Origin of the sequence: Aliihoeflea aestuarii (assembly GCF_024105665.1) — a bacterium.
GTDB classification, from domain to species: Bacteria; Pseudomonadota; Alphaproteobacteria; order Rhizobiales; family Rhizobiaceae; genus Aliihoeflea; species Aliihoeflea aestuarii.
Genome location: NZ_JAAAMK010000003.1, coordinates 461,432 through 482,423, shown reverse-complemented (window position 1 = coordinate 482,423; position 20,992 = coordinate 461,432). Strand labels below are relative to the sequence as shown.

At 64.7% G+C, this 20,992-nt stretch carries 27 protein-coding genes; 20 read left to right on the top strand and 7 right to left on the bottom strand.

Features of this window, described 5'->3' with window-relative positions; translation table 11 throughout:
- Positions 1-21: 21 nt before the first annotated feature.
- The 3 genes from GTW25_RS10060 to GTW25_RS10050 form a co-directional block, all read right to left on the bottom strand.
- Positions 22-285 carry an ArsR/SmtB family transcription factor gene (locus GTW25_RS10060; RefSeq protein ID WP_252911960.1) on the bottom strand — a complete coding sequence of 88 codons (264 nt, stop codon included), beginning with the start codon at positions 283-285 and terminating at the stop codon, positions 22-24.
- The gene (locus GTW25_RS10055; RefSeq protein WP_252911959.1) at positions 282-1,562 is read right to left on the bottom strand and encodes an MFS transporter; all 1,281 of its coding nucleotides are present in this window, start codon (positions 1,560-1,562) and stop codon (positions 282-284) included. Before GTW25_RS10055 ends, GTW25_RS10060 begins: the two co-directional genes overlap by 4 nt.
- Positions 1,563-1,674: 112 nt before the next feature.
- Entirely contained in the window at positions 1,675-1,869 is a 195-nt protein-coding gene (locus GTW25_RS10050; RefSeq protein WP_252911958.1) for a DUF1192 domain-containing protein, read from the bottom strand.
- An 81-nt stretch (positions 1,870-1,950) separates the two neighbouring features.
- On the opposite strand from GTW25_RS10050, the gene GTW25_RS10045 reads away from it, so the two are divergent.
- The 20 genes from GTW25_RS10045 (at position 1,951) to GTW25_RS09950 (ending at position 18,689) form a co-directional block, all read left to right on the top strand.
- Positions 1,951-2,955 (top strand): NAD(P)H-quinone oxidoreductase, encoded by a 1,005-nt coding sequence (locus GTW25_RS10045; RefSeq protein ID WP_252911957.1) that lies wholly within the window; start codon positions 1,951-1,953, stop codon positions 2,953-2,955.
- Between the two features lie 206 nt (positions 2,956-3,161).
- Positions 3,162-3,686 carry a protease adaptor protein RcdA gene (rcdA, locus tag GTW25_RS10040; RefSeq protein ID WP_372493126.1) on the top strand — a complete coding sequence of 175 codons (525 nt, stop codon included), beginning with the start codon at positions 3,162-3,164 and terminating at the stop codon, positions 3,684-3,686.
- Positions 3,687-3,750: 64 nt separating this feature from the next.
- A complete protein-coding gene (ruvC, locus tag GTW25_RS10035; RefSeq protein WP_252911955.1) occupies positions 3,751-4,272 on the top strand; it encodes a crossover junction endodeoxyribonuclease RuvC in 522 nt (173 codons plus the stop codon).
- A 56-nt stretch (positions 4,273-4,328) separates the two neighbouring features.
- Positions 4,329-4,595: an AbrB/MazE/SpoVT family DNA-binding domain-containing protein gene (locus tag GTW25_RS10030; protein ID WP_252911954.1), complete on the top strand. Its 267-nt coding sequence runs from the start codon at positions 4,329-4,331 to the stop codon at positions 4,593-4,595.
- Positions 4,573-4,989, top strand: a complete 417-nt coding sequence (locus tag GTW25_RS10025; protein ID WP_252911953.1) for a type II toxin-antitoxin system VapC family toxin — start codon at positions 4,573-4,575, stop codon at positions 4,987-4,989. Before GTW25_RS10030 ends, GTW25_RS10025 begins: the two co-directional genes overlap by 23 nt.
- Positions 4,986-5,600, top strand: coding sequence for a Holliday junction branch migration protein RuvA (gene ruvA / locus GTW25_RS10020; RefSeq protein WP_252911952.1), 615 nt, complete (start codon positions 4,986-4,988; stop codon positions 5,598-5,600). The genes GTW25_RS10025 and ruvA overlap by 4 nt, the downstream gene beginning before the upstream one ends.
- 62 nt (positions 5,601-5,662) lie before the next feature.
- Positions 5,663-5,938 carry an AbrB/MazE/SpoVT family DNA-binding domain-containing protein gene (locus tag GTW25_RS10015; protein WP_252911951.1) on the top strand — a complete coding sequence of 92 codons (276 nt, stop codon included), beginning with the start codon at positions 5,663-5,665 and terminating at the stop codon, positions 5,936-5,938.
- Positions 5,935-6,339 (top strand): type II toxin-antitoxin system VapC family toxin, encoded by a 405-nt coding sequence (locus GTW25_RS10010; protein WP_290127960.1) that lies wholly within the window; start codon positions 5,935-5,937, stop codon positions 6,337-6,339. Before GTW25_RS10015 ends, GTW25_RS10010 begins: the two co-directional genes overlap by 4 nt.
- Entirely contained in the window at positions 6,336-7,376 is a 1,041-nt protein-coding gene (ruvB, locus tag GTW25_RS10005) for a Holliday junction branch migration DNA helicase RuvB (protein ID WP_252911949.1), read from the top strand. Before GTW25_RS10010 ends, ruvB begins: the two co-directional genes overlap by 4 nt.
- Positions 7,373-7,888, top strand: a complete 516-nt coding sequence (locus GTW25_RS10000) for a GNAT family N-acetyltransferase (RefSeq protein ID WP_252911948.1) — start codon at positions 7,373-7,375, stop codon at positions 7,886-7,888. Before ruvB ends, GTW25_RS10000 begins: the two co-directional genes overlap by 4 nt.
- A complete protein-coding gene (ybgC, locus tag GTW25_RS09995; RefSeq protein ID WP_252911947.1) occupies positions 7,881-8,327 on the top strand; it encodes a tol-pal system-associated acyl-CoA thioesterase in 447 nt (148 codons plus the stop codon). The genes GTW25_RS10000 and ybgC overlap by 8 nt, the downstream gene beginning before the upstream one ends.
- 217 nt (positions 8,328-8,544) lie before the next feature.
- On the top strand, positions 8,545-9,261 hold the full coding sequence (tolQ, locus tag GTW25_RS09990; protein WP_252911946.1) for a protein TolQ: 717 nt from the start codon (positions 8,545-8,547) through the stop codon (positions 9,259-9,261).
- 12 nt (positions 9,262-9,273) lie between these two features.
- Positions 9,274-9,720: an ExbD/TolR family protein gene (locus GTW25_RS09985; protein WP_252911945.1), complete on the top strand. Its 447-nt coding sequence runs from the start codon at positions 9,274-9,276 to the stop codon at positions 9,718-9,720.
- An 8-nt stretch (positions 9,721-9,728) separates the two neighbouring features.
- A complete protein-coding gene (gene tolA, locus GTW25_RS09980; RefSeq protein ID WP_252911944.1) occupies positions 9,729-10,787 on the top strand; it encodes a cell envelope integrity protein TolA in 1,059 nt (352 codons plus the stop codon).
- 51 nt (positions 10,788-10,838) lie between these two features.
- Positions 10,839-12,155: a Tol-Pal system beta propeller repeat protein TolB gene (gene tolB / locus GTW25_RS09975; protein ID WP_252911943.1), complete on the top strand. Its 1,317-nt coding sequence runs from the start codon at positions 10,839-10,841 to the stop codon at positions 12,153-12,155.
- A gap of 169 nt (positions 12,156-12,324) precedes the next feature.
- The gene (pal, locus tag GTW25_RS09970; RefSeq protein WP_252911942.1) at positions 12,325-12,843 is read left to right on the top strand and encodes a peptidoglycan-associated lipoprotein Pal; all 519 of its coding nucleotides are present in this window, start codon (positions 12,325-12,327) and stop codon (positions 12,841-12,843) included.
- Positions 12,844-13,010: 167 nt separating this feature from the next.
- Positions 13,011-13,937 (top strand): tol-pal system protein YbgF, encoded by a 927-nt coding sequence (gene ybgF / locus GTW25_RS09965; RefSeq protein ID WP_252911941.1) that lies wholly within the window; start codon positions 13,011-13,013, stop codon positions 13,935-13,937.
- A 14-nt stretch (positions 13,938-13,951) separates the two neighbouring features.
- Entirely contained in the window at positions 13,952-15,223 is a 1,272-nt protein-coding gene (gene tilS / locus GTW25_RS09960; RefSeq protein ID WP_252911940.1) for a tRNA lysidine(34) synthetase TilS, read from the top strand.
- Between the two features lie 113 nt (positions 15,224-15,336).
- Positions 15,337-17,274, top strand: a complete 1,938-nt coding sequence (gene ftsH, locus GTW25_RS09955) for an ATP-dependent zinc metalloprotease FtsH (protein ID WP_252911939.1) — start codon at positions 15,337-15,339, stop codon at positions 17,272-17,274.
- A 158-nt stretch (positions 17,275-17,432) separates the two neighbouring features.
- Complete coding sequence (locus GTW25_RS09950; protein WP_252911938.1) at positions 17,433-18,689, top strand: NAD(P)/FAD-dependent oxidoreductase; 1,257 nt, start codon at positions 17,433-17,435, stop codon at positions 18,687-18,689.
- Here GTW25_RS09950 and GTW25_RS09945 read toward each other — a convergent pair.
- The 4 genes from GTW25_RS09945 to GTW25_RS09930 all read right to left on the bottom strand — a co-directional run bounded on the left by GTW25_RS09945 (position 18,686) and on the right by GTW25_RS09930 (position 20,945).
- Entirely contained in the window at positions 18,686-19,066 is a 381-nt protein-coding gene (locus tag GTW25_RS09945) for a YkvA family protein (protein ID WP_252911937.1), read from the bottom strand. The genes GTW25_RS09950 and GTW25_RS09945 overlap by 4 nt on opposite strands.
- Before the next feature lie 52 nt (positions 19,067-19,118).
- Positions 19,119-19,415 (bottom strand): 4a-hydroxytetrahydrobiopterin dehydratase, encoded by a 297-nt coding sequence (locus GTW25_RS09940; RefSeq protein WP_252911936.1) that lies wholly within the window; start codon positions 19,413-19,415, stop codon positions 19,119-19,121.
- Entirely contained in the window at positions 19,415-20,014 is a 600-nt protein-coding gene (thpR, locus tag GTW25_RS09935; protein WP_252911935.1) for an RNA 2',3'-cyclic phosphodiesterase, read from the bottom strand. Before thpR ends, GTW25_RS09940 begins: the two co-directional genes overlap by 1 nt.
- A 295-nt stretch (positions 20,015-20,309) precedes the next feature.
- Complete coding sequence (locus GTW25_RS09930) at positions 20,310-20,945, bottom strand: arylesterase (RefSeq protein ID WP_252911934.1); 636 nt, start codon at positions 20,943-20,945, stop codon at positions 20,310-20,312.
- Between the last annotated feature and the right edge of the window lie 47 nt (positions 20,946-20,992).

The following is a 20,992-nucleotide window of genomic DNA, read 5'->3' as shown; positions in this document are numbered from 1 at the left end:
GCCGCCGGCTTTGTTTTTGGATTACCCCTCCCAGAACTGATCCAACCACAGATTGAGCTTGAGGAACCCGCCGGGCTCGATGGCGTAGACCCGTTTCGTGCCCTCGCTCGTGGCCGAGACGAGACCCGCATCCAGCAGCGCCTTCAAATGTTGCGAAACCGCTGGCCGCGAAATCGGGAGGCCGGTGGCCAGTTCACTCACCGCTTTCGGCCCGCGCCGCAATTCCTCCAGCAGATGCCGCCGCGTCGGGTCGGCGACCGCAGCGAAGGCATCCGCCCCGCTCATGCGGCGGCGTCCCGCTGTTCCTCGACAGGCTCATTCGCCTCTTCGGTGTCGCTGCGCGGGTCGAGCAGCACGGCCTGCGGCGTGACCGCCCGTTCGGACGGCAGCGTCTTGAACGCCTCGCGATCCTCGATCGGCACCGGCGCACGGCGCGAGATGCGCAGCATCGTATATCCGGCAAGAACGAGATGCGGCAGCGCGGTCGCCAGGAACAGGCTTTCGGGGCGCAGATAGTCCATCAGAGGCGCGGCCATCAGCGGCCCGACCATCGTGCCGAAGCCGTAGAGCAGCAGCAATCCGCCCGAAACCTTGACGAAATCCTCCGGGCTCGCATGGTCGTTGGCATGCGCGACGGCGATTGAATAGAGCGTATAGGCGAGCATGCCGTAGGCGCCAGTCATGCCGAGCACCACGATGCCGTTGCGCGGCGCGGCCAGGAAGATGACGAGCGCGATCAGCCCGCAAAATGCCGACGCCCCGGCAAGCACGAAGCGACGGTCGGTGCGGTCGGAGATGCGCCCCACCGGCATCTGCGCCAGCGCGCCGGCAAGCACGACGAGGCTCATCATCAAGGCGATCTCGAAGGTGGTGATTCCGATTCGCGCGCCATAGACCGCGCCCATTGTGCCCCATGCGCCGTTGGCGACGCCGACGAGCAGACAAGCCGCGGAGGCGACCGGCGAGTTGCGGTAAAGCCCCTTGAGATCGAGCGACACGCTTTGCAGGGGCTTCGGCGCCATCGCCGAGGAGATCGCGGTCGGGATCAGCGAGGCGCAGAACAGGATGCCCGCCATCATGAACAGCGACGCGTTGCCGATATCGGCCGAGGCGACGACCATCTGGCCTGCCATGATCGAGGCGTAGGTGACCATCATATAGAGGCCGAAGACCGTGCCGCGATTTTCGTTGGTCGAGCGTTCGTTGAGCCAGCTTTCGATGACCATGAACGCCCCCGCCATGGCAAAACCCGTGCAGGCGCGCAGCAGGATCCACGCAATCTCGTTGATCCAGATGCCGGTCATCAACGCGACGATCGAGGCCGTCGCGGCGAACGCGCCATAGGCGCGCACATGCCCGACCTTGCGCACGAGGCGCGGCGCGAGATAACAGCCTGCGACGAAACCGATGGCCCAGGCCGTGCCCAGAAGGCCGAGCGAGGTCGTCGAAAAACCTTCCGCCTGCCCGCGCAAAGGCAGGACGAGCCCATGCAGGCCCGAGCCGGCAAGCAGGAACGCGGTGCCCCAGAGCAGCGACAGGACCGGACGGAAGGACATGAACATCAGGCGAATCTCTTGATAGTCGGTGCAGGCGTCAGGCGCCGGGACAATAGACCCTTTACGACCTTTTGACGGCGTCGCTGCGACAGCGGCTTGGGAAAAACCGTCGCGCCCGTCAGGAGGGCTTGAAAAGCGCCTCGGCGGCCGTTCGCGTCGAGCTCTTGGCCTCGATATCGGCTTCCAGCCGCGCGATCTCCGCTTTCAGCGCCTCGATGCGCTCGGCCAGTTCGCCGACGGAAAGCAGGGATAGATCCTGCCCTATCTCGTGGATTTTCGTCTTGCGAACCGGCTCGTCGTCGAAAATGGCCATGGCGCATTCTCCCGTTTGATCGTCGGAGACTAAAGCTACATAAGGAGACGCTGACGATCAAACCCATCGAAGGAGCACGAGATGAGCGCAGACCTGCCGGAGAAAATGACCGCGATTGCGATCACGCAGCCGGGCGGACCGCTCGTCCTGAAACCCGAGCGCCGCGCGCTGCCCGAGCCGCGCGAGGGCGAAATCCTGATCCGCGTGCGCGCGGCCGGCGTCAACCGGCCGGACGTGCAGCAGCGCAAGGGCGCCTATCCGCCGCCGCCGGACGCGTCCGACCTGCCGGGTCTGGAAGCTGCCGGCGAGGTCGCCGCCCTCGGCCCGAACGTGACGCGCTGGCGCGTCGGCGATCTGGTCACCGCGCTCACGCCCGGCGGCGCCTATGCCGAATATTGCCGCGTCCACGAAACCAATGCGCTGCCGATCCCGCACGGCTTCACCTTCACCGAAGCCGCCGCCATCCCCGAGACCTTCTTCACCGTCTGGAACAACGTCTTCCAGCGCGGCGCGCTTCAGGAAGGCGAGACGCTTCTCGTCCATGGCGGCTCGTCCGGCATCGGCACGACGGCGATCCAGATCGCCTCGAAACTCGGCGCGAAAGTGATCGTCACCGCCGGTTCGGCCGAAAAATGCGAGGCCTGCGAGAAACTTGGAGCCGCCCTTGCAATCAATTACCGCGAGACCGATTTCGTCGCCGCCGTGAAGGAGTTCACCGATGGCAAGGGCGCGAACGTCATCCTCGACATGGTCGGCGGCTCATACGTGGCGCGCAATTACGACGCCGCCGCCATCGAAGGGCGCATCGTGCAGATCGCCACGATGGGCGGCGCGACCGGCGAGGCGAACTATGCCAAGCTGATGATGAAGCGCCTGACGCATACCGGCTCGACGCTGCGCCCGCGCACCGTCGAATTCAAGGCGAAGGTCGCGTCGGAACTGGAAGCCCGCGTCTGGCCGCTTCTGGCCGCACGCCGGATCGCTCCGGTCATGGACATGATCTTTCCGCTGAAGGAAGCATGGCGCGCCCATGAGCGGATGGAGGAAGGCGACCATATCGGCAAGATCGTGCTCGACGTGGCATGATCGCAGGCAACGGGTAGGCGAGTCGTTTCAGCCCGGCAACACCCTGCCGGGGATCCAGCGTTAACCCTTTGTTAAACATCCGGTTGCCCCGGCAGTGGACAGAGCGCATGCTGGTCCTTGTGAGTGACGGCAATTCGTGGAACCTCAGGCTTCACTTGCCGTTTTCGAGTGGCGCGGGCGAATTTTCGAGGAATTTCAGGGCAATGATGGGAATGGAGCCAAGAAGCGGTGAGGCCGCGATGGTCAATCTCGCCGAACATCGCGTCTTTTCCGGCTCGTTCAAGAAGCTCTACGGCGAGGGCATGCATCTCGTCGAGGAAGCGGCCGAGTATCTCGATGGCGACGGGCGCGTTCATGCCAAGTCGCTGACGCGCATCACGGCGACGCTCTATGCCGCCGAATCCATGCGCCTCACCACGCGCCTGATGCAGATCGCCTCGTGGCTGCTTCTCCAGCGCGCCGCCAATTCGGGCGAGATGACGCGCGATCAGGTCGCGGCCGAAAAGTCCAAGGTCCGTCTCGACACCGCATCCGCCTTCGAGGCCGATCAGTGCTGGGGCGAACTGCCCGAACCGTTCCGCGATCTCGTCGGCCGGTCGCTGCGCCTCCAGGCCCTCGTCCAGCGCATGGACGGCGAGGTCTACGGCCAGCGCCGCCGCGCCGACGACCGCCGAACCGTCAATCCGGTCTCCGACCAGATCACCCTGCTGAAGACCGCCTTCGGACGGTAGCCTTCGAATTTGTTGCTGATTTGTTCACGTTTCCATGCCATATCAGGCTGGAAACGGGGAATTCATGGCAGAAACGATTCGCATCATCGGCATCGATCCGGGCCTGCGCCGCACCGGCTGGGGCGTCATCGATGCGGTCGGCAATTCGCTGCGCTTCGTGGGCTCCGGCACGATCCGCTCGGACGCCGAAATGGACCTCGCCTCGCGGCTGTGCCAGCTCCATGACGGACTGGAAGAGATCATCCACACCTATATGCCGGTGGAAGCCGCCGTCGAGCAGACCTTCGTCAACAAGGACGCGACCGCGACCCTGAAACTCGGTCAGGCGCGCGGCATCGCCATGCTGGTTCCCGCCCGCGGCGGGCTGCGCGTTGCCGAATACGCGCCCAATGCGGTGAAGAAATCCGTCATCGGCGTCGGCCATGGCGACAAGAAGCAGATCCACATGATGGTCAAGGTGCTGATGCCGCGCGCGACCTTCGATACCGACGACGCCGCCGACGCCATCGCCATCGCCATCTGCCACGCCCATCACCGGCAAAGCGTGACCGGCCGTCTGGCTGCGGCCGTGGCGCTTGCGGGGTGATATGTTCTTGACTTGTTCTGGTTTCGGCCATAAGTAATACCACAGAGGTATTACCAATGCGTGTCACCGAAAAAGGCCAAGTCACCATTCCCAAGGCGATCCGCGACCATCTCGGCATCAAGCCGGGAATGGAAGTCGATTTCGTGCAGGACGGCAGCGGTGCGCGCGTTGTGCGCGTCGCATCGAACAGGTCGGATCGTCGCGCGAAAGCGATTGAGGCGTGGGCGGACCGCGTCACCGGCACGCTCGATCTCGACGGCATGGACGGCAAGGAATATGTCGATTGGCTAAGGGGGCCGCGTGACGATCTCGATCCTCGTTGATTCCAACATTCTGCTCGACATGCTGGGAGGCGGCGAAGGAATAGGCTGGACACGCGGAAAGCTTGTACGTCATGGCGCGGAAAGCGATCTTGTCGTCAATCCTATCGTCTGGTCCGAAATCGGCGCCCGTTATGCGAGTGAAGAAGAACTCGAAGACGCACTGAAAGGCCTTGAGCTTGAACGCGAGCCGTTGCCCTTTGCCGCCGCGTGGCGGGCGGGACGCGCCCATGCGTTGTATCGCTCACGCGGAGGCGCCCGCGAGCGCACCCTGCCCGATTTTCTGATCGGCGCGCACGCCGAAGTCGCCGGTCACGCGCTCCTGACCCGCGATCCCGCCCGCTACCGCAGCTATTTCCCCGATATCGACATCATCGCACCGGATACGCATCCATGATCGGCAAGCTCAAGGGCATCATCGACGAGATCGGTGAAGATCATTGCATTCTCGACGTCCACGGCGTCGGCTATGTCGCCTATTGCGCGACACGCACGCTGGCGGGGCTCAATACCGGTGAGGCGGCAATCCTTTTCATCGAGACCTATGTGCGCGAGGACATGATCCGGCTCTACGGGTTCGCCTCGACAATGGAGCGCGAATGGTTCCGGCTGTTGCAAAGCGTGCAGGGTGTCGGCGCCAAGGTGTCGCTCGCCGTCCTGTCCACCCTGACGCCGTCGGAGCTGGCCAATGCCATCGCGCTGCGCGACATTTCCATGGTCGCCCGCGCGCCCGGCGTCGGTAAGAAGGTCGCCGAGCGCATCGTCACCGAGTTGAGAGCCAAGGCGCCCGCCTATGCCGGCGAGGCGACCGGCACGATCGGCCTGAAGCAGGAACTGGGCGAAGGCGTCGCGCCTGCACCGATCGCTGACGCGGTCTCCGCGCTCGTCAATCTCGGCTATTCACGCGACATTGCAGCCAACGCGGTTTCCGCCGCCCTCAAGACGGCGGGAGAGGATGCGGATTCGTCGACGCTGATCCGGCTGGGCCTGAGGGAACTGGCCCAATAACTCCTTGCAAAAAAGTTATCTCCTTACTACTTTCGGTAGGTAAGGAAATCGAGGCGAATACCATGTTGATCGAATCAAAAATTACATCCAAGGGTCAGACAACGATACCTGCTGAAATCCGGGATTATCTCAAGATCGGGACTGGCGATACCATTCAATATCTGCTCGTCGATGGCCGAATCGAAATTCTTCCGCGCAACCGACCCGTTTCCTCGCTGTTCGGCAAGCTGGAAGCGTTTGCCATTCCAGGCACCAGCATCGCGGATTACCGCACGGCCGTGGCAGATGCCTTCCGTGATGGTGGGATGGGCGAGGAAATGACGGATCGGTCGGAATGAGCCGCGTTGGCCTCGATGCGAATATCCTTCTTCGCGCCCTGTTGAACGATGATGCGGTGCATTCTGCCGTCGCCCGCAAACTTCTCGGCAAACTCAACAGCGGCAATCGGGGTTATGTCGGCATTTCAGCCATTCTTGAGACGTTCTGGGTGCTTCGATCGAGATACAAGGTGCCGCGCGAGATCCTGCACGACACGCTCAGGGAATTGCTGACGATCGAGAACCTCGACGTGGAAAGCGCCGAGCCCGTCGCGCAGGCGTTGGCGATGTATGTCAAAGGCAATATGGATTTTCCGGATGCACTTCTGGCAGAACGCAATCTTGAAGCGGGCTGCAGTCATACCTTGACGTTCGACCAAAGGGCCGCCCGGCTCATCCCCTCCATGGAACTCCTCTCGTGAACACCGACCCACGCCTGATCACCCCCGAAAAGCGTGGCGAGGACGTGGACACCACGCTGCGCCCGCAAACGCTCGACGATTTCGTCGGTCAGGCGGCGGCGCGCGCCAATCTGAAGGTCTTCATTGAGGCGGCGAAGACGCGCGGCGAAGCGCTCGATCATGTGTTGTTCGTCGGCCCGCCCGGCCTCGGCAAGACGACGCTGGCGCAGATTATGGCGCGCGAGCTCGGCGTCAATTTCCGCTCCACCTCCGGCCCGGTCATCGCAAAGGCGGGCGATCTGGCCGCGCTGTTGACCAATCTGGAAGACCGCGACGTCCTCTTCATCGATGAAATCCACCGGCTCAACCCGGCGGTCGAGGAAATTCTCTATCCGGCGATGGAGGATTTCCAGCTCGACCTGATCATTGGCGAGGGGCCGGCCGCGCGTTCGGTCAAGATCGATCTTGCCCGCTTCACGCTGGTCGCGGCGACGACACGGCTCGGCCTTTTGACCAACCCGCTGCGCGACCGTTTCGGCATTCCGACCCGGCTCGATTTCTATACGGTCGAGGAACTGGAAAAGATCGTCACGCGCGGCGCGCGCATTCTGTCCTTGCCCATGAGCACGGAAGGCGCGGTCGAGATAGCGCGGCGCGCGCGCGGAACGCCCCGCATCGCCGGCCGCCTCCTGCGCCGCGTGCGCGACTTCGCCTCCGTCGCCGGAGCGGGGATCGTGGATCGCAAAGTCGCCGACGCGGCGCTCACCCGGCTCGAAGTCGACGCGCTCGGCCTCGACAGCCTCGACCGGCGGTACCTTTCTATGATCGCGACCAATTTCGGCGGCGGACCGGTCGGCATCGAGACCATCGCGGCGGGGCTGTCGGAGCCGCGCGATGCGATCGAGGACATCATCGAGCCCTATCTCATCCAGCAGGGCTTCATCCAGCGCACCCCGCGCGGACGTATGCTGACGGCCAATGCCTGGCGGCATCTGGGTTTGGAAGCGCCGCGCGATCTCGTCGTGCGCCAGACGACATTGTTCGAGGACGAGGAATGAACCTGCCATCCTGCCGCCCCGGAACGATTGGCGAGATCGTTCGCCTCCATGCGCAATATTATGCGCGCGAGTGGAATTTTGGCCTCGCCTTCGAGGCCAAGGTCGCCCGCGAATTGTCCGCCTTCCTCACCGGCTTCCGGCCGGATCATGATTTCTTCGCAGCCGAATGGGACGATCAGGGCCGCCTCGCCGGCACGATCAGCCTGGAGGCGCCGCTTGCCGACGAGCCGATGGCGCATCTGCGCTGGTTCATCGTGTCGGACACGACGCGCGGGAGCGGCCTTGGCCAGCGCCTTTTGCAGGCCGCGCTTGCGCATGCCGACGCGCAACGTTTTTCCGCGATCTATCTGACGACCTTCGACGGCCTCGGCCCCGCGCGAAAACTCTACGAGCGCGCCGGTTTCGTCCTGGTGAGCGAGGCGGCGGAGGACCAGTGGCAGGGCGGCGTGCGCGAGCAGCGGTTCGAACGGCACATCGCCCATGCCGAGACGCCGGAAGATCAGGATGCATGATCCGGGCGGCCTTGCCGGAGAACTCACGCCCTTCGGCCACCGTCTTTTTGCGCGCGTCTATTATGCCGACACGGACTTTTCCGGCGTCGTCTATCACGCGCGCTATCTGGAATTCTTCGAGCGCGGGCGGTCCGACTTTCTGCGCCTCGCCGGCGTCCATCACACCGAGCTCGCCGACGGCAAGCACGGCGAAAAGCTTGTCTGGGTGGTCAAGCGCATGGAGATCGATTTTCGCGGTCCCGCGCGGATCGACGATATCCTGACCGTCGAGACCCGCACCGATGCGATTTCCGGCGCGCGCATCACGATGGCGCAGCGATTGAAGCGCGGCGACGATCTTCTCGTCGAGGCGCGCGTCGAGGCCGCCATCATTTCCGAATCGGGCCGTCCGCGGCGTTTCCCGAAGGAGTGGATCGCGGCCTTCATGCCGAGCGCGTGATCGTCCTTTTCACCGTTCCTTAACCCTAACGGCGCATGAACAGGACGATGCAAATCGTCGATAACGCTTCGCGCCTTCCTTTCACCAAATTTGCCTTGAACAAGGCCGGGTATGGTGCCGTGGGGTCGAGGCCGGCACATCATCGACGACATTGAACAGGCGAACCTGGAGGACAATCGGCTTTTGCCGGTCGAACTCTTTTTGAGGACGTTGGGACATGGAAACCGTGACTTTGGCCGCGCCCGGCGGCGATCATTCGATCTGGGGCCTGTTCATGCAGGCAGGCTGGGTCGTCAAGTTCGTGATGCTCGGCCTAATCGCGGCCTCCATCTGGACCTGGGCGATCATCGTTGACAAGATCGTCGCCTACAGGCGCATGGATGCCTCGCTCAACCGCTTCGAACAAGTGTTCTGGTCCGGCCAGTCGCTGGAAGAACTCTACCGCACGCTCGCCGACCGCAAGACGACCGGCATGGGCGCGGTGTTCGTCTCGGCCATGCGCGAGTGGAAGAAGAGCTTCGAGAAGGGCGCAAAATCGCCCATCGGCCTTCAGACCCGCATCGACAAGGCCATGGAGCTTGCCATCACGCGTGAAATGGAGGGCTTGGAAGGCCGCCTCGGCTACCTCGCCTCGATCGGCTCGGCAGCTCCCTTCATCGGCCTGTTCGGCACCGTCGTCGGCATCATGACCTCGTTCCAGGCGATCGCCGGTTCGCAATCGACCAATCTGGCCGTCGTCGCGCCGGGCATCGCGGAAGCGCTGCTCGCCACCGCGCTCGGCCTGCTCGCCGCCATCCCGGCCGTCATCGCCTACAACAAGCTTGCCGCCGACGCCGGAAAGCTGGCGGGCCGCATGGAGGGCTTTTCGGACGAGTTCTCCGCCATACTCTCGCGACAGATCGATGAAAAGGTCGCGCCCCGGCAGGCAGCCTGAGGAGATTTGACGATGGGTATGGCAGTCGGACAGGCTGGCGGCGGACGCGGCCACAGACGGCGGGGCAAGCGCCACGCGCTCGTCTCCGAAATCAACGTGACGCCGTTCGTCGACGTAATGCTGGTCCTGCTGATCATCTTCATGGTCGCAGCGCCCCTGCTCACCGTCGGCGTGCCGATCGACCTGCCCGAATCGCGCGCCAACGCGCTCAATTCCGAGACCACGCCGATCACCGTGTCGGTCAATGCGGACGGGCAGGTTTATCTCCAGGAGACCGAAATCTCGATCGACGACATCGTGGCGACGCTCGAGGCCATCGGCACCACCGGCTATGACGAGCGCATCTATGTGCGCGCCGACGGATCGGCGAATTACGCCATGGTCATGCGCGTGCTCGGCCGCATCAACGGCGCGGGCTATCGCAATGTGGGTCTCGTGACCCTTCCCGAGGATAGCTGAGCCAAGCGATGAAAGCCGGCCTCACAACATCGGTGGCCATGCATGTCGTGCTTCTCGGCGCGGGGCTGATGAGTTTTTCGTCGCCGCGTCCGCTCGAAAGCTCGAATTTCGAATCCTTCCCGGTCGAAATGGTGCCGATTTCGGAAATCTCGTCCTCCGTGCGCGGTGAACTCGACGCGGCCGTCTCCGAGCGCCCTGCGCCGGAGCCGACGACTTCCGAAAGCCAGGTCGAGAACGCGCAGAACATCGGCGACAACGAAATCGACCTGCCGAACGTGGCCGCGCTGCCGGGCAACCGCCCGGTCGAGTCGGCCGCGCCGCCGCCCCTTGCCGAAGAAACTCCGCCGCCGCCTGAACCTGTTCAGGAAGCCGAGCCGACGCCGGACCCCGAACCTGCCCCGCCGCCTGTTGCAGAAGCGCCGCCCGAGCCGGAACCCGAACCCGCGCCGGTCGAGGCCGAAACGCCCGAGCCGACCGAACAGGCCGTTGCGCAGGAGACGACACCCGATGCCGTTGCCTTGCCCGACAGCGCGCCGCGCCCGCAGACCCGCCCGCAGCCGCAGGTCGCACAGCAGCAACCCCCGCGTGAGCGCCAGCCCGAGCCGGCGCAGCCGACGCAGGAAACCGCGCAGCAGCCTTCGCAGGACAGCAATTTCAACGCCGACGAGATCGCCGCCCTCCTCAGCCAGGAAGAAGCGCGCGGCGGCGGTGCCGCGCGCTCGAACGAGCAGGCGTCGCTCGGCGGACGCAACACGACGGGTGCAACGCTCTCCCAAAGCGAGATCGATTCGCTGCGCAGCCAGGTTTCGCGCTGCTGGAACCCGCCGGTCGGCGCGGCCGACGCCGAGAGCATGGTCGTGTCGATCCGCCTGAGGCTCGATCCGTCCGGCGCGCTCGACGGCAACCCGGAAGTGGTGTCGGGCCGCGGCGCGTCCATGGCCGAGCGGGCAGCGGCGGACGCCGCGCGCCGCGCCGTGATGCGCTGCGCCCCCTTCAACGCACCGGCCGACAAATACGAAGCCTGGGCCGACGTCCAGTTCAACTTCGATCCCAGGGACATGTTCTGACCCCAACCCGGAGCAGGCCGGTTCCTTGCCCGGACAATGAGGCGATAAACGATGATGAGACTTTTGAAGACCTGCATTGCGATCAGCGCCGTGGCGCTCGGGGCGGCGATTGCGGCGACCATGCCCGCCCGCGCCCAGCTCCAGATCGACGTGACGCAAGGCGTCGTCGAGCCGATGCCGGTTGCGGTGACGGACTTTTTGTCGAGCGACAATGTCGGCGCGGAGATCAGCCAGGTCATCGAGGCCAATCTGCGCCGGTCGGGCCTGTTCGCGCCCATCGCGCGCAATGCCTTTATCGAGCGCATTTCCAATCCCGACGTCGCGCCGCGCTTCAACGACTGGACGGTCATCAACGCGCAGGCGCTCGTCACCGGACGCGTCAGCCAGGAGGCCGATGGCCGCCTGCGCGCCGAATACCGTCTCTGGGACACGTTTTCGGGCAGCCAAGTCGTCGGCGAGCAGTATTTCGCCAACCGCCAGAACTGGCGCCGCATCGCGCACATCATTTCCGATTCGATCTATGAGAACCTGACCGGCGAGAGCGGTTATTTCGACACCCGCATCGTCTATGTCGACGAATCCGGCCCGAAGAACCAGCGCGTCAAGCGCCTCGCCATCATGGATCAGGACGGGGCCAACCAGCGCACCCTGACGGACGGCAACTCCATCGTCCTGACGCCGCGCTTTTCGCCGACGCGTCAGGAAATCACCTACATGTCCTATGAGGGCGGCACGCCGCAGGTCTACCTGTTGCAGATCGAGACCGGCCAGCGCGAACTCGTCGGCAATTTCCCCGGCATGACCTTCGCACCGCGCTTTTCGCCCGAGGGCCAGCGCATCGTGATGAGCCTTTTGCGCGACGACGGCAATTCCAACATCTATTCGATGGATCTGCGCTCGCGCTCGACCACCCGCCTGACCAGCTCCAACGCCATCGACACTTCGCCGACCTATTCGCCGGACGGCCAGCGGGTCGCCTTCACGTCGGATCGCGGCGGGCGGCCGCACATTTACGTGATGGGCGCCGACGGCTCGAACCCAAACCGCATCTCGTTCGGCGACGGGTCCTATTCCACGCCGGTCTGGTCGCCGCGCGGCGATCTCATCGCCTTCACCAAGCAGAGCGGCGGCCAGTTCCAGATCGGCGTCATGCGCACGGACGGCTCGGGCGAACGCATCCTGACGACCGGCTACCTCCAGGAAGGCCCGACCTGGGCGCCGAACGGCCGCGTCATCATGTTCTTCCGCGAAGCCTCGGGCGCTGCCGGTCCCTCGCTGCATTCCATCGACCTGACGGGCCGCAACGAGCAGCGCATCCCGACGCCGAATTTCGGTTCGGACCCGGCCTGGTCGCCGCTGCTGGAGTAGTGTGGCTCCGACGACACGACCCGGCCCTGCTTTGGCCCCATTCCGACCTAGCGTCACCCATGTTCGCGAAGACAAGCGAATCAAATTGAACCCAGCCTGTTGAGGCCGTGTTAACCTTGTCATGGTTACTGGTAGATCAACGAAACCCTAGCGCGAAGGAGAGGCGGCCATGCGCCGTATCGCAGCCATTACCCGTAGCCCCCTGATCGTCGCCTTCGTCGCCGGACTTGCGCTTGCAGGTTGCGCCAGCAAGCAGACGCCCAACAACGCCGCCGATCTCGGTCTTGGCGGAGGCGCCGGATCGGGCATCGCCGCGACGCCCGGTTCCAGCCAGGACTTCACCGTCAATGTCGGCGACCGCATCTTCTTCGACACGGACTCGACCGTGATCCGCGCCGACGCGCAGCAGACGCTTCAGCGTCAGGCGCAATGGCTGAACCAGTACCGCCAGTACGGGATCACCATGGAAGGCCATGCCGACGAGCGCGGCACGCGCGAATACAACCTCGCGCTTTCCGCCCGCCGCGCGGCAGCCGCCCGCGATTATCTCGTCAGCCAGGGCGTCCAGTCGAACCGCGTCCGCACCATCTCCTACGGCAAGGAGCGTCCGGTCGCGGTCTGCGACGACATCTCCTGCTGGTCGCAGAACCGCCGCGCCGTCACGGTCATCGACGGCGCTGGAAGCTGATCCATTTTTGCAACAGTCTCAGGCGACAAAGGGCGGCTTCCGGGCCGCCCTTTTCTTATTTCGAGCCAAAACAAAATTTGGCCGAACTCGGGAAGGTTAGGTAAAAGCGGAACGGCAGACGTTTCATTCAGCGCCTGTTTCGACACGATCATCGTCAAGCGAGAGACATGATGAGATTTGCAACTTTAGTGAGCTGCGTGATCGCACTGCCGCTTTTCGTGACCGCCCCGGCGTTCGCGCAAACGAGCGATCAGCGCGTCCTTCAGATGGAGGACCAGCTTCGACAACTGAACGGTCTGGTGGAAGAGCTCAACTTCCAGGTCCTCCAGATGCAGGACCAGCTTCGCCGCATGCAGGAAGACAACGAGTTCCGCTTTCAGGAACTGGAAGGCGGCGCGCCCGCCGGCAATTCCGGTTCCAATAGCGGATCGGGCAACGATCAGGGGAACCTGAGCGCGCCCGGCACGACGGATACGGCCAGTGCCGAATCGCACGGCGGCACGATCCAGCCGCAACCGGGCGCCGGCCAGCCCCTGCCGGGTGTCGGCTCCAGCGGCGATCTCGCCGCGCCGCCGCGCGAACTCGGCTCCATCACCTTCGACGCTGACGGCAATGTGCGCGGCGGCGGCGTCGCCGAGCCCGTTGCGCCGCAGCCGGGCGTACCGGGCGCATCGTCGGATGGCACGACGGTCGCCGCGCTTCCGCCGGCCAGTGACGCCGGCCAGCTCTACCGCAACTCCTACGAATTCATCCTGTCGGGCGACTATGCCACTGCGGAGGCAGGCTTTCGCGACCTGATCGCGCGTTTCCCGCAGGATGAGCAGATTCCCGACGCCCAGTTCTGGCTCGGCGAGGCGCTGTTGGGGCAGGAACGCTACCGCGACGCGGCCGAGACCTTCCTTGCGGCCAGCCGCGACCACCCGCAATCGCGCCGCGCGCCCGAAATGCTCTTCAAGCTCGGCGTCTCGCTGGCCGCGCTCAACCAGCGCGAAGTCGCCTGCGCGACCTTCAACGAGGTCGGCCAGCGCTATCCGCAAATGTCCGAGGCGCTGAAAGAGCGCGTCGATCAGGAAAAGCAGCTCACCTCCTGCTGACTGCCGAGCCTGCCATGCGGCTCGACCCCGACCGGCTTTTCGCACCCCTCGACCTTTCGAACCGACGCACGGTTCTGGTGGCGGTTTCCGGCGGCAGCGATTCCACCGCGCTCCTTCATCTCTTCAAATCCTTCGCCGACCGGCACAATCTGCGCATCGTCGCGGCGACCGTCGATCACGGCTTGCGCGCCGCATCCGCCGACGAGGCGCGCCATGTCGCCGCCGATTGCGCATCGCTCGGCATCGCGCATGTCATACTGCGCTGGACCGGCGACAAGCCGTCGACCGGCATTCAGGCCGCCGCCCGCCACGCACGCTATAAGCTTCTAGCCAAGGCTGCGCGAGAGGCCGGCACTGACCTCGTCCTTCTCGGCCACACCACCGACGACCAGCGCGAAACCGTCGCGATGCGTCAGGCGCGTGGAACCGTCAGCCCTGACCGGCGCGGCGATGCGGGTATGGCGCGCGCGACGCTCTACGAGGACCGAACATGGTTCGCCCGCCCGCTGCTCGACATCTCGCGAGCCTATCTGCGCACCTACCTCTCCGACCAGAACATCGGCTGGATCGACGACCCGTCCAATCTCGACCGCACCTATGAGCGCGTGCGCGTTCGGCAGGACTCCCCGGTCGCGCGGCCCGACGCAGCACACCGGCTGACCGACAACGCACATGCCGCCAGATGGCTTTCCACGGTCGAGCAGCCATCGCCGGGGCTCTTCCGGCTCGATCCCGAATACCTCACGGCTCCAGATACCGTCACCGCGTTGCGCATGCTGCTTGCAATTATCGGCGGCACGGATCATTTGCCGGGTCGCGATCGAACCGAGGCGCTCGCCGCGCGCCTCGCCGCGCCTTCCCTGCGCGCCACATTGTCGCGCACCGTGATCGACCGTCGCCGAAACGCGATCTGGCTTTATCGCGAAAACCGCGCCCTCCCGGTACCGATGCCCGCCGAGGCGGGCGCGTTCTGGGACGGACGCTACCTATTGGCTGCGGATCGCGGCACGGTCGCTCCGCTGGGCGCTGCGGCGGATCAAATCGACATCGCCGTTCCCGCCGATGCCAGGCGCGCCCTTGTGCGCGCTGCCCTCGCCGCCGGTCCGGCTTTGTGGGACGGCGCTCATTTCGTCCGTCCGCTCGCGCCCGACGAGGCGCGCCCGGTGCTCGGCCCGTGGCGATTCTTCCTGCCGGCTTTCGACTTCGCCCCGGCCAACGCCCTGCGCGCGGTCCTTGGCCTTTGCGAACTGCCCGCTTCGCCTTGGCGCGACCACATTCGCGAATGACCTTAACCTCATGTGAGAGCTGTGCTTGGCAAGGGTTGGCTATCTTCCTATGTTAGCGCCAAGCCACACGGCTCGGACTTTCGCCCGCAAGGCGGGCATCAACGGGATGGACGATGAATCCGAATTATCGCAACCTGGCGCTGTGGGCGGTTATCGCCGTCCTTTTGATCGCGCTTTTCAACCTTTTCCAGGCGCCCCAGCAGCGCGGCGCGGCGCGCGAAGTGCCGTATTCGGAGTTCGTCCAGGAGATCGAGAGCGGTCGTGTCCAGTCGGTGACGATCACCGGCAGCCGCATCACCGGCACCTACACGGATAGTTCGCAGGGCTTCCAGACCTATGCGCCGACCGACGCCAATCTCGTGCCCCGGCTCGAGGAACGCGGCATCACCATCAATGCGCGCCCTGAAAACGACGGATCGAACTCGATCTTCGGCTATCTGCTTTCCTGGCTGCCGATGATCCTCATCCTCGGCGTGTGGATTTTCTTCATGCGCCAGATGCAGTCGGGTTCGGGCCGCGCCATGGGCTTCGGCAAGTCGAAGGCGAAGCTTTTGACAGAAGCGCATGGCCGCGTCACCTTCGCCGACGTGGCGGGCGTGGACGAGGCCAAGCAGGACCTTGAGGAAATCGTCGAGTTCCTGCGCGATCCGCAGAAGTTCCAGCGCCTCGGCGGCAAGATTCCGCGCGGCGTCCTCCTCGTCGGTCCTCCCGGAACGGGCAAGACGCTCACCGCGCGCGCCGTCGCCGGTGAAGCCAACGTGCCCTTCTTCACCATCTCCGGTTCGGACTTCGTCGAAATGTTCGTCGGCGTTGGCGCGAGCCGCGTGCGCGACATGTTCGAGCAGGCCAAGAAGAACGCGCCCTGCATCATCTTCATCGACGAAATCGACGCGGTCGGTCGTCATCGCGGCGCCGGCCTCGGCGGCGGCAATGACGAGCGCGAGCAGACGCTGAACCAGCTTCTCGTCGAGATGGACGGCTTCGAGGCGAATGAAGGCATCATCCTGATCGCGGCGACCAACCGCCCCGACGTTCTCGATCCCGCGCTGCTTCGTCCCGGCCGCTTCGACCGTCAGGTCGTCGTGCCCAATCCGGACGTTCAGGGCCGCGAGAAAATCCTCAAAGTCCATGTCCGCAACGTTCCGCTGGCTCCCAATGTCGACCTGAAGGTGCTGGCGCGCGGCACACCGGGCTTTTCCGGCGCGGACCTCGCCAACCTCGTCAACGAGGCGGCCCTGATGGCCGCGCGCCGCAACAAGCGCCTCGTCACCATGGCCGAGTTCGAGGACGCCAAGGACAAGATCATGATGGGTGCGGAGCGCCGCTCCAACGCCATGACGCAGGCCGAAAAGGAGCTGACCGCCTATCACGAGGCCGGCCACGCGATCACCGCGCTGCACGTCCCGTCCGCCGATCCACTCCACAAGGCGACGATCATCCCGCGCGGCCGTGCTCTCGGCATGGTCATGCAGTTGCCCGAAGGCGACCGCTATTCGATGAGCTACAAATACATGGTCTCGCGGCTCATCATCATGATGGGCGGGCGCGTCGCCGAGGAGATCAAGTTCGGCAAGGAGAACATCACGTCCGGTGCATCCTCCGACATCGATCAGGCGACCAAGCTCGCGCGCGCGATGGTCACGCGCTGGGGCTTTTCCGACAAGCTTGGCCAGGTCGCCTATGGCGAGAACCAGGAAGAGGTCTTCCTCGGCCACTCGGTCGCGCGCCAGCAGAACATCTCCGAGGAAACCTCGCAGATCATCGACGGCGAAGTGCGCCGCCTGATAGACGAGGCCTACACGGAAGCCCGCCGCATCCTGACCGACCACCGCGACGAATGGCTGGCGATCGCCGAAGGGCTGCTCGAATACGAGACGCTGTCGGGCGACGAAATCCGCCAGTTGATCAAGGGTGAGAAGCCCGCCCGCGACATGGGCGACGACACCCCGCCGACGCGCGGCTCGACCGTCCCGAAAGCCGGCAAGCGCCCCGACCCCAAGAAGGGTGGTGAGGAGCCGGACGCCGGTCTGGAGCCGCAGCCGCAATCCTGAACGGTTTTGCATCGAATGAAAAAGGCCGGGCCATGCGCCCGGCCTTTTCTTTTTGGCAAAATCCAACGCGGCCCTCGTCCGTTCAGGCAACCAAAAGCGGCTAAGCCGATGCCCATCCCGATTGCAGTCGACCCCGTCGCGTATAAACTCAAGATCGCATGGACCAGCCCTCCGCCAAATCCCCCATCGCCATCATCGGCGCTGGCATCATCGGCGTCTCGACCGCCATCTGGCTTCAGCGCGCCGGGCACGACGTCATCCTCGTCGACCGCGCCGGGCCGGGCGAGGGTACCAGCTATGGCAATGGTGGGGTGCTCGCCTCGGCGGCCATCATTCCGGTCACCGTTCCGGGCCTTTTGGGCAAAGCACCGCGCATGCTCCTGTCGCGCAATGAGCCGCTGTTTCTCAATTGGTCCTACCTCCCGCGTCTCGCGCCGTGGCTGCGGCGGTTTCTTTCGCACGCGACCGTCGATGAGACGAAGCGCATCGCCGCCGCGCTGCATGGCATCATCGGTGACAGCCTTGCCGACCATCAGGCGCTCGCATCCGGGACCGAGGCGGAAAAATTGCTCGTGCCGTCCGACTATCTGTTCCTCTACCGCGACCGGGCGGCGTTTGCCGCCGACGCGTTCGGCTGGGACATCCGCCGCGCGCACGGCTTCGAATGGGACGAGTTCGAAGGGCAGGCCCTGCGTGATTACGACCCCGCCTTCTCGCCGCAGATCGGCTTCGCCGTCCGCCTTCCCCGCCACGGCCGGATAGCCGATCCCGGCCGCTACGTGAAAGACCTTGCTGCCCATGCTCAAACGCAGGGCGCGCACATTCTCAAGGCGGCGGTGGACGACTTCGTCATCGAAGACGGCCGCGTCACCGGCCTGCGCGCCGCAGGCGAGACGATCCGCTGCTCGGGCGTGGTGCTGGCAGCCGGCATATGGTCGAAGGAGCTTGCTCGAAAGCTCGGCGTGAACGTGCCGCTCGAAAGCGAGCGCGGTTATCATGTCGAATTGTGGGAGCCGAGCGTCATGCCCCGTTCCCCGGTCATGATCTCGTCGGCGAAATTCGTCGTCACTCCGATGGAGGGGCGGCTTCGGTTGGCCGGCATCGTCGAATTCGGCGGCCTCGACGCCCCGCCCTCGCGTGCGCCGTTCGATCTTCTGATGCGCAATATCCGTGCGGCAATGCCGGGCCTGACATGGACGGAAACGCGCGAATGGATGGGCCATCGCCCGACGGCTACGGATTCCATTCCGCTGATCGGCCCGTCACCGAAGATAGCCGGCGCGTGGCTCGGCTTCGGCCATCACCATGTCGGACTGACCGGCGGGCCGAAAACAGGCCGGCTTTTGGCGCAGATGATCTCCGGCGCAACGCCGAACATCGACATGACGCCTTACGAGCCGGCGCGGTTCGTTTAAGCCTGTTTGGAAAACCGCTCGATCGCAGCGCGCGCCGCATTGTGATGACGGGCGCGGATGTGCGGGCGCACGGCGGCGAGCGCGGCCGTCAGCACGGCGATGTCGTCGGTGAAGCCGATCCCGAGCAGCATGTCGGGGACGATGTCGAAGGGCAGGACGAAATAGGCCAGCGCGGCAAGCAAGGTGCCTCGCACCCGGAACGGCGTCTTCGGGTCGAGCGCGGCGTAGTAGCCGGCGACCAGCTCCTCGGCGAACGGGATGTGCCGCGCCGCCCGCTTGAACGTGCGCCAGAACCCGTCTGCGACGCGCTTTGCGCGGCTTCTGTTGGTCGCCTCGTCGCCGGGCTGGAGAATGTCGTCGATGCTCGCCTGCTTCATGGCCCTGAACCCGTTATTGACGCGATTCAGATGGGATGCCGCTCGCCGGTCTTCAACTTTTGAAGAAGCGGTCCATCTTCGCGGCCAGATCGAAGTCGCGTTCTGACAGCCCGCCCGCGTCGTGGGTGGTGAGCCTGATATCCACCTTGTTGTAGACGTTCGACCATTCGGGATGGTGGTCGGCCTTTTCGGCTTCCAGCGCGCAGCGCGTCATGAAGCCGAACGCCTCGTTGAAGGTCTTGAACTTGAACCGGCGCGAAATGCCAAGACCGTCATCGTCGCGAATCCAGTCCGGCAGGGCCGCGAGCGCCTTCGCGATCGCGGCCTCGTCGAGTTTGGTGACCGGCATCAGCGCGCCTGCCAGGCGGGCTGCGGCGCATACGCCCAGTCCGCGCCGACGCCGGCCTTCTCGTTGGCGTCCAGCGGCCAGGCTTCCTCGACGACGTAAGGTCCGCCGCCGACCGAATCGCGCGACGACATCATGACGAAGCGGGAAACCTTGAACGGCGCGGTGGAAAAATTGCCGCGCTGGGAAAGGTAGTGCGCCACCTCGCCGGGCGTGACGTTGCGCAGCCGCGCGACCGTGACGTGGGGCGTGAACTTGCGCGGATCGGCCGGCACGCCGAGACGGCGGCAAATCCCGTCGATTTCGCCCTGCAACGCATGGAGCGCGGGCGAAGGTGCGATGCCGGCATAGATCGAATGCGGCTTCTTCGAGCCGAACGCGCCGACACCGGAAAGCGCGAGCGTGAAGGAAGCGCGGCGCACGCGGTCCAGCGCAGCGGCGATCTCGTCGGCGACATGGCCTTCGACGTCGCCGAAGAAGCGCAGCGTCAGATGATAATTCTCGGGGTCGATCCAGCGTGCTCCGGGAAGGCCGCCGCGCAAAAGCGACAGCGAGAGGGATACGTCGCGCGGAATTTCGAGTGCTGTGAACAATCGCGGCATGGTCTGGTCCTTCCCCTTAACCCGCCGGCACGTCGTGCCCGGCGCTCAGCGCTTCGGCGTGATGGGTGAAGAGACGCCGAAGCCGGGATCGAAGCCCGAAGATCGGGCGGTGAACCGGTCGGTCAGAGGGACGCGTCTGGAAAAGCGGCATCTGCCGTCCGGGAACTGTCACCGGCACTCGAGTCCGGCCCTGCCACCTCCTCGAATCGACTGCGTCTTCCTTAAACGAATCATCGCTGGCTCTGGTTCGCAAGCGATTTTGCAGCGCAGCGTAAATCTTCAACCGTTAAGATCGTCACTCCTGCGCGCTCAGCCAGGTTTCGACGAGCGGCACCACGCCCTCGACCATCCGATCGACGCCGGCCGCGCTCGGATGCATGCGGTCGTCCAGCGTCATTCCGGCGATTGTCGTCACGCCGTCGAGAAAGAACGGGTAAAGCTCGACGCCGAACTCCCCGGCAAGATCGGGGTAGATCGCGTTGAAGCGTTCGCCGTAGCTCGCGCCCAGATTGGGCGCTGCGAGCATGCCCATCAGAATCACGTCCATGTCGCGCGCCTGAAGCCGCTCGATCATCTCGGTAAGGTTTCGGCGGGGAATGTCGGGGTCGACGCCGCGCAACATGTCGTTGGCCCCGAGGCCGAGGATCACGAGTTCAGTGCCGTCCGGCACCGACCAGTCGAGCCGCGCCAGCCCCGCCGTCGTCGTGTCGCCCGAGACGCCGGCATTGGCGATCACCACATCGTGACCGCGCTCGCGCAGGGCCGCCTGCAGTCGTTCGGGAAAGGATTCGCCCGGATTGAGCTGGTATCCGGCCATCAGACTGTCGCCGAAAGCGACGATCTGCGCCGGTTCTGCCCGCGCGGCCGTCATCGTCGCCATCACGGTCATGAAGGCTGCGACCAAAACGCGTATGGAAGAATTGAACGCCATCACCGAAAACCCATATTCGACCAGCCGGTTTCCCGGCCCTTTCGGGA

Bases quoted from the DNA above. Each gene is read 5' to 3' on its own strand.
- GTW25_RS10055 (WP_252911959.1), bottom strand. From the start codon at position 1,562: ATGTTCATGTCCTTCCGTCCGGTCCTGTCGCTGCTCTGGGGCACCGCG.
- tolQ (WP_252911946.1), top strand. From the start codon at position 8,545: ATGGAAACCGTGACTTTGGCCGCGCCCGGCGGCGATCATTCGATCTGG.
- GTW25_RS09985 (WP_252911945.1), top strand. From the start codon at position 9,274: ATGGGTATGGCAGTCGGACAGGCTGGCGGCGGACGCGGCCACAGACGG.
- GTW25_RS10015 (WP_252911951.1), top strand. From the start codon at position 5,663: ATGTTGATCGAATCAAAAATTACATCCAAGGGTCAGACAACGATACCT.
- GTW25_RS10000 (WP_252911948.1), top strand. From the start codon at position 7,373: ATGAACCTGCCATCCTGCCGCCCCGGAACGATTGGCGAGATCGTTCGC.
- ybgC (WP_252911947.1), top strand. From the start codon at position 7,881: ATGCATGATCCGGGCGGCCTTGCCGGAGAACTCACGCCCTTCGGCCAC.
- tolB (WP_252911943.1), top strand. From the start codon at position 10,839: ATGATGAGACTTTTGAAGACCTGCATTGCGATCAGCGCCGTGGCGCTC.
- pal (WP_252911942.1), top strand. From the start codon at position 12,325: ATGCGCCGTATCGCAGCCATTACCCGTAGCCCCCTGATCGTCGCCTTC.
- GTW25_RS10045 (WP_252911957.1), top strand. From the start codon at position 1,951: ATGAGCGCAGACCTGCCGGAGAAAATGACCGCGATTGCGATCACGCAG.
- GTW25_RS10030 (WP_252911954.1), top strand. From the start codon at position 4,329: ATGCGTGTCACCGAAAAAGGCCAAGTCACCATTCCCAAGGCGATCCGC.
- GTW25_RS09945 (WP_252911937.1), bottom strand. From the start codon at position 19,066: ATGAAGCAGGCGAGCATCGACGACATTCTCCAGCCCGGCGACGAGGCG.
- rcdA (WP_372493126.1), top strand. From the start codon at position 3,162: ATGGGAATGGAGCCAAGAAGCGGTGAGGCCGCGATGGTCAATCTCGCC.
- GTW25_RS10010 (WP_290127960.1), top strand. From the start codon at position 5,935: ATGAGCCGCGTTGGCCTCGATGCGAATATCCTTCTTCGCGCCCTGTTG.
- GTW25_RS09940 (WP_252911936.1), bottom strand. From the start codon at position 19,415: ATGCCGGTCACCAAACTCGACGAGGCCGCGATCGCGAAGGCGCTCGCG.
- GTW25_RS10050 (WP_252911958.1), bottom strand. From the start codon at position 1,869: ATGGCCATTTTCGACGACGAGCCGGTTCGCAAGACGAAAATCCACGAG.
- GTW25_RS10060 (WP_252911960.1), bottom strand. From the start codon at position 285: ATGAGCGGGGCGGATGCCTTCGCTGCGGTCGCCGACCCGACGCGGCGG.
- ruvC (WP_252911955.1), top strand. From the start codon at position 3,751: ATGGCAGAAACGATTCGCATCATCGGCATCGATCCGGGCCTGCGCCGC.
- ruvA (WP_252911952.1), top strand. From the start codon at position 4,986: ATGATCGGCAAGCTCAAGGGCATCATCGACGAGATCGGTGAAGATCAT.
- tolA (WP_252911944.1), top strand. From the start codon at position 9,729: ATGAAAGCCGGCCTCACAACATCGGTGGCCATGCATGTCGTGCTTCTC.
- GTW25_RS09930 (WP_252911934.1), bottom strand. From the start codon at position 20,945: ATGGCGTTCAATTCTTCCATACGCGTTTTGGTCGCAGCCTTCATGACC.
- ybgF (WP_252911941.1), top strand. From the start codon at position 13,011: ATGATGAGATTTGCAACTTTAGTGAGCTGCGTGATCGCACTGCCGCTT.
- thpR (WP_252911935.1), bottom strand. From the start codon at position 20,014: ATGCCGCGATTGTTCACAGCACTCGAAATTCCGCGCGACGTATCCCTC.
- tilS (WP_252911940.1), top strand. From the start codon at position 13,952: ATGCGGCTCGACCCCGACCGGCTTTTCGCACCCCTCGACCTTTCGAAC.
- ftsH (WP_252911939.1), top strand. From the start codon at position 15,337: ATGAATCCGAATTATCGCAACCTGGCGCTGTGGGCGGTTATCGCCGTC.
- GTW25_RS09950 (WP_252911938.1), top strand. From the start codon at position 17,433: ATGGACCAGCCCTCCGCCAAATCCCCCATCGCCATCATCGGCGCTGGC.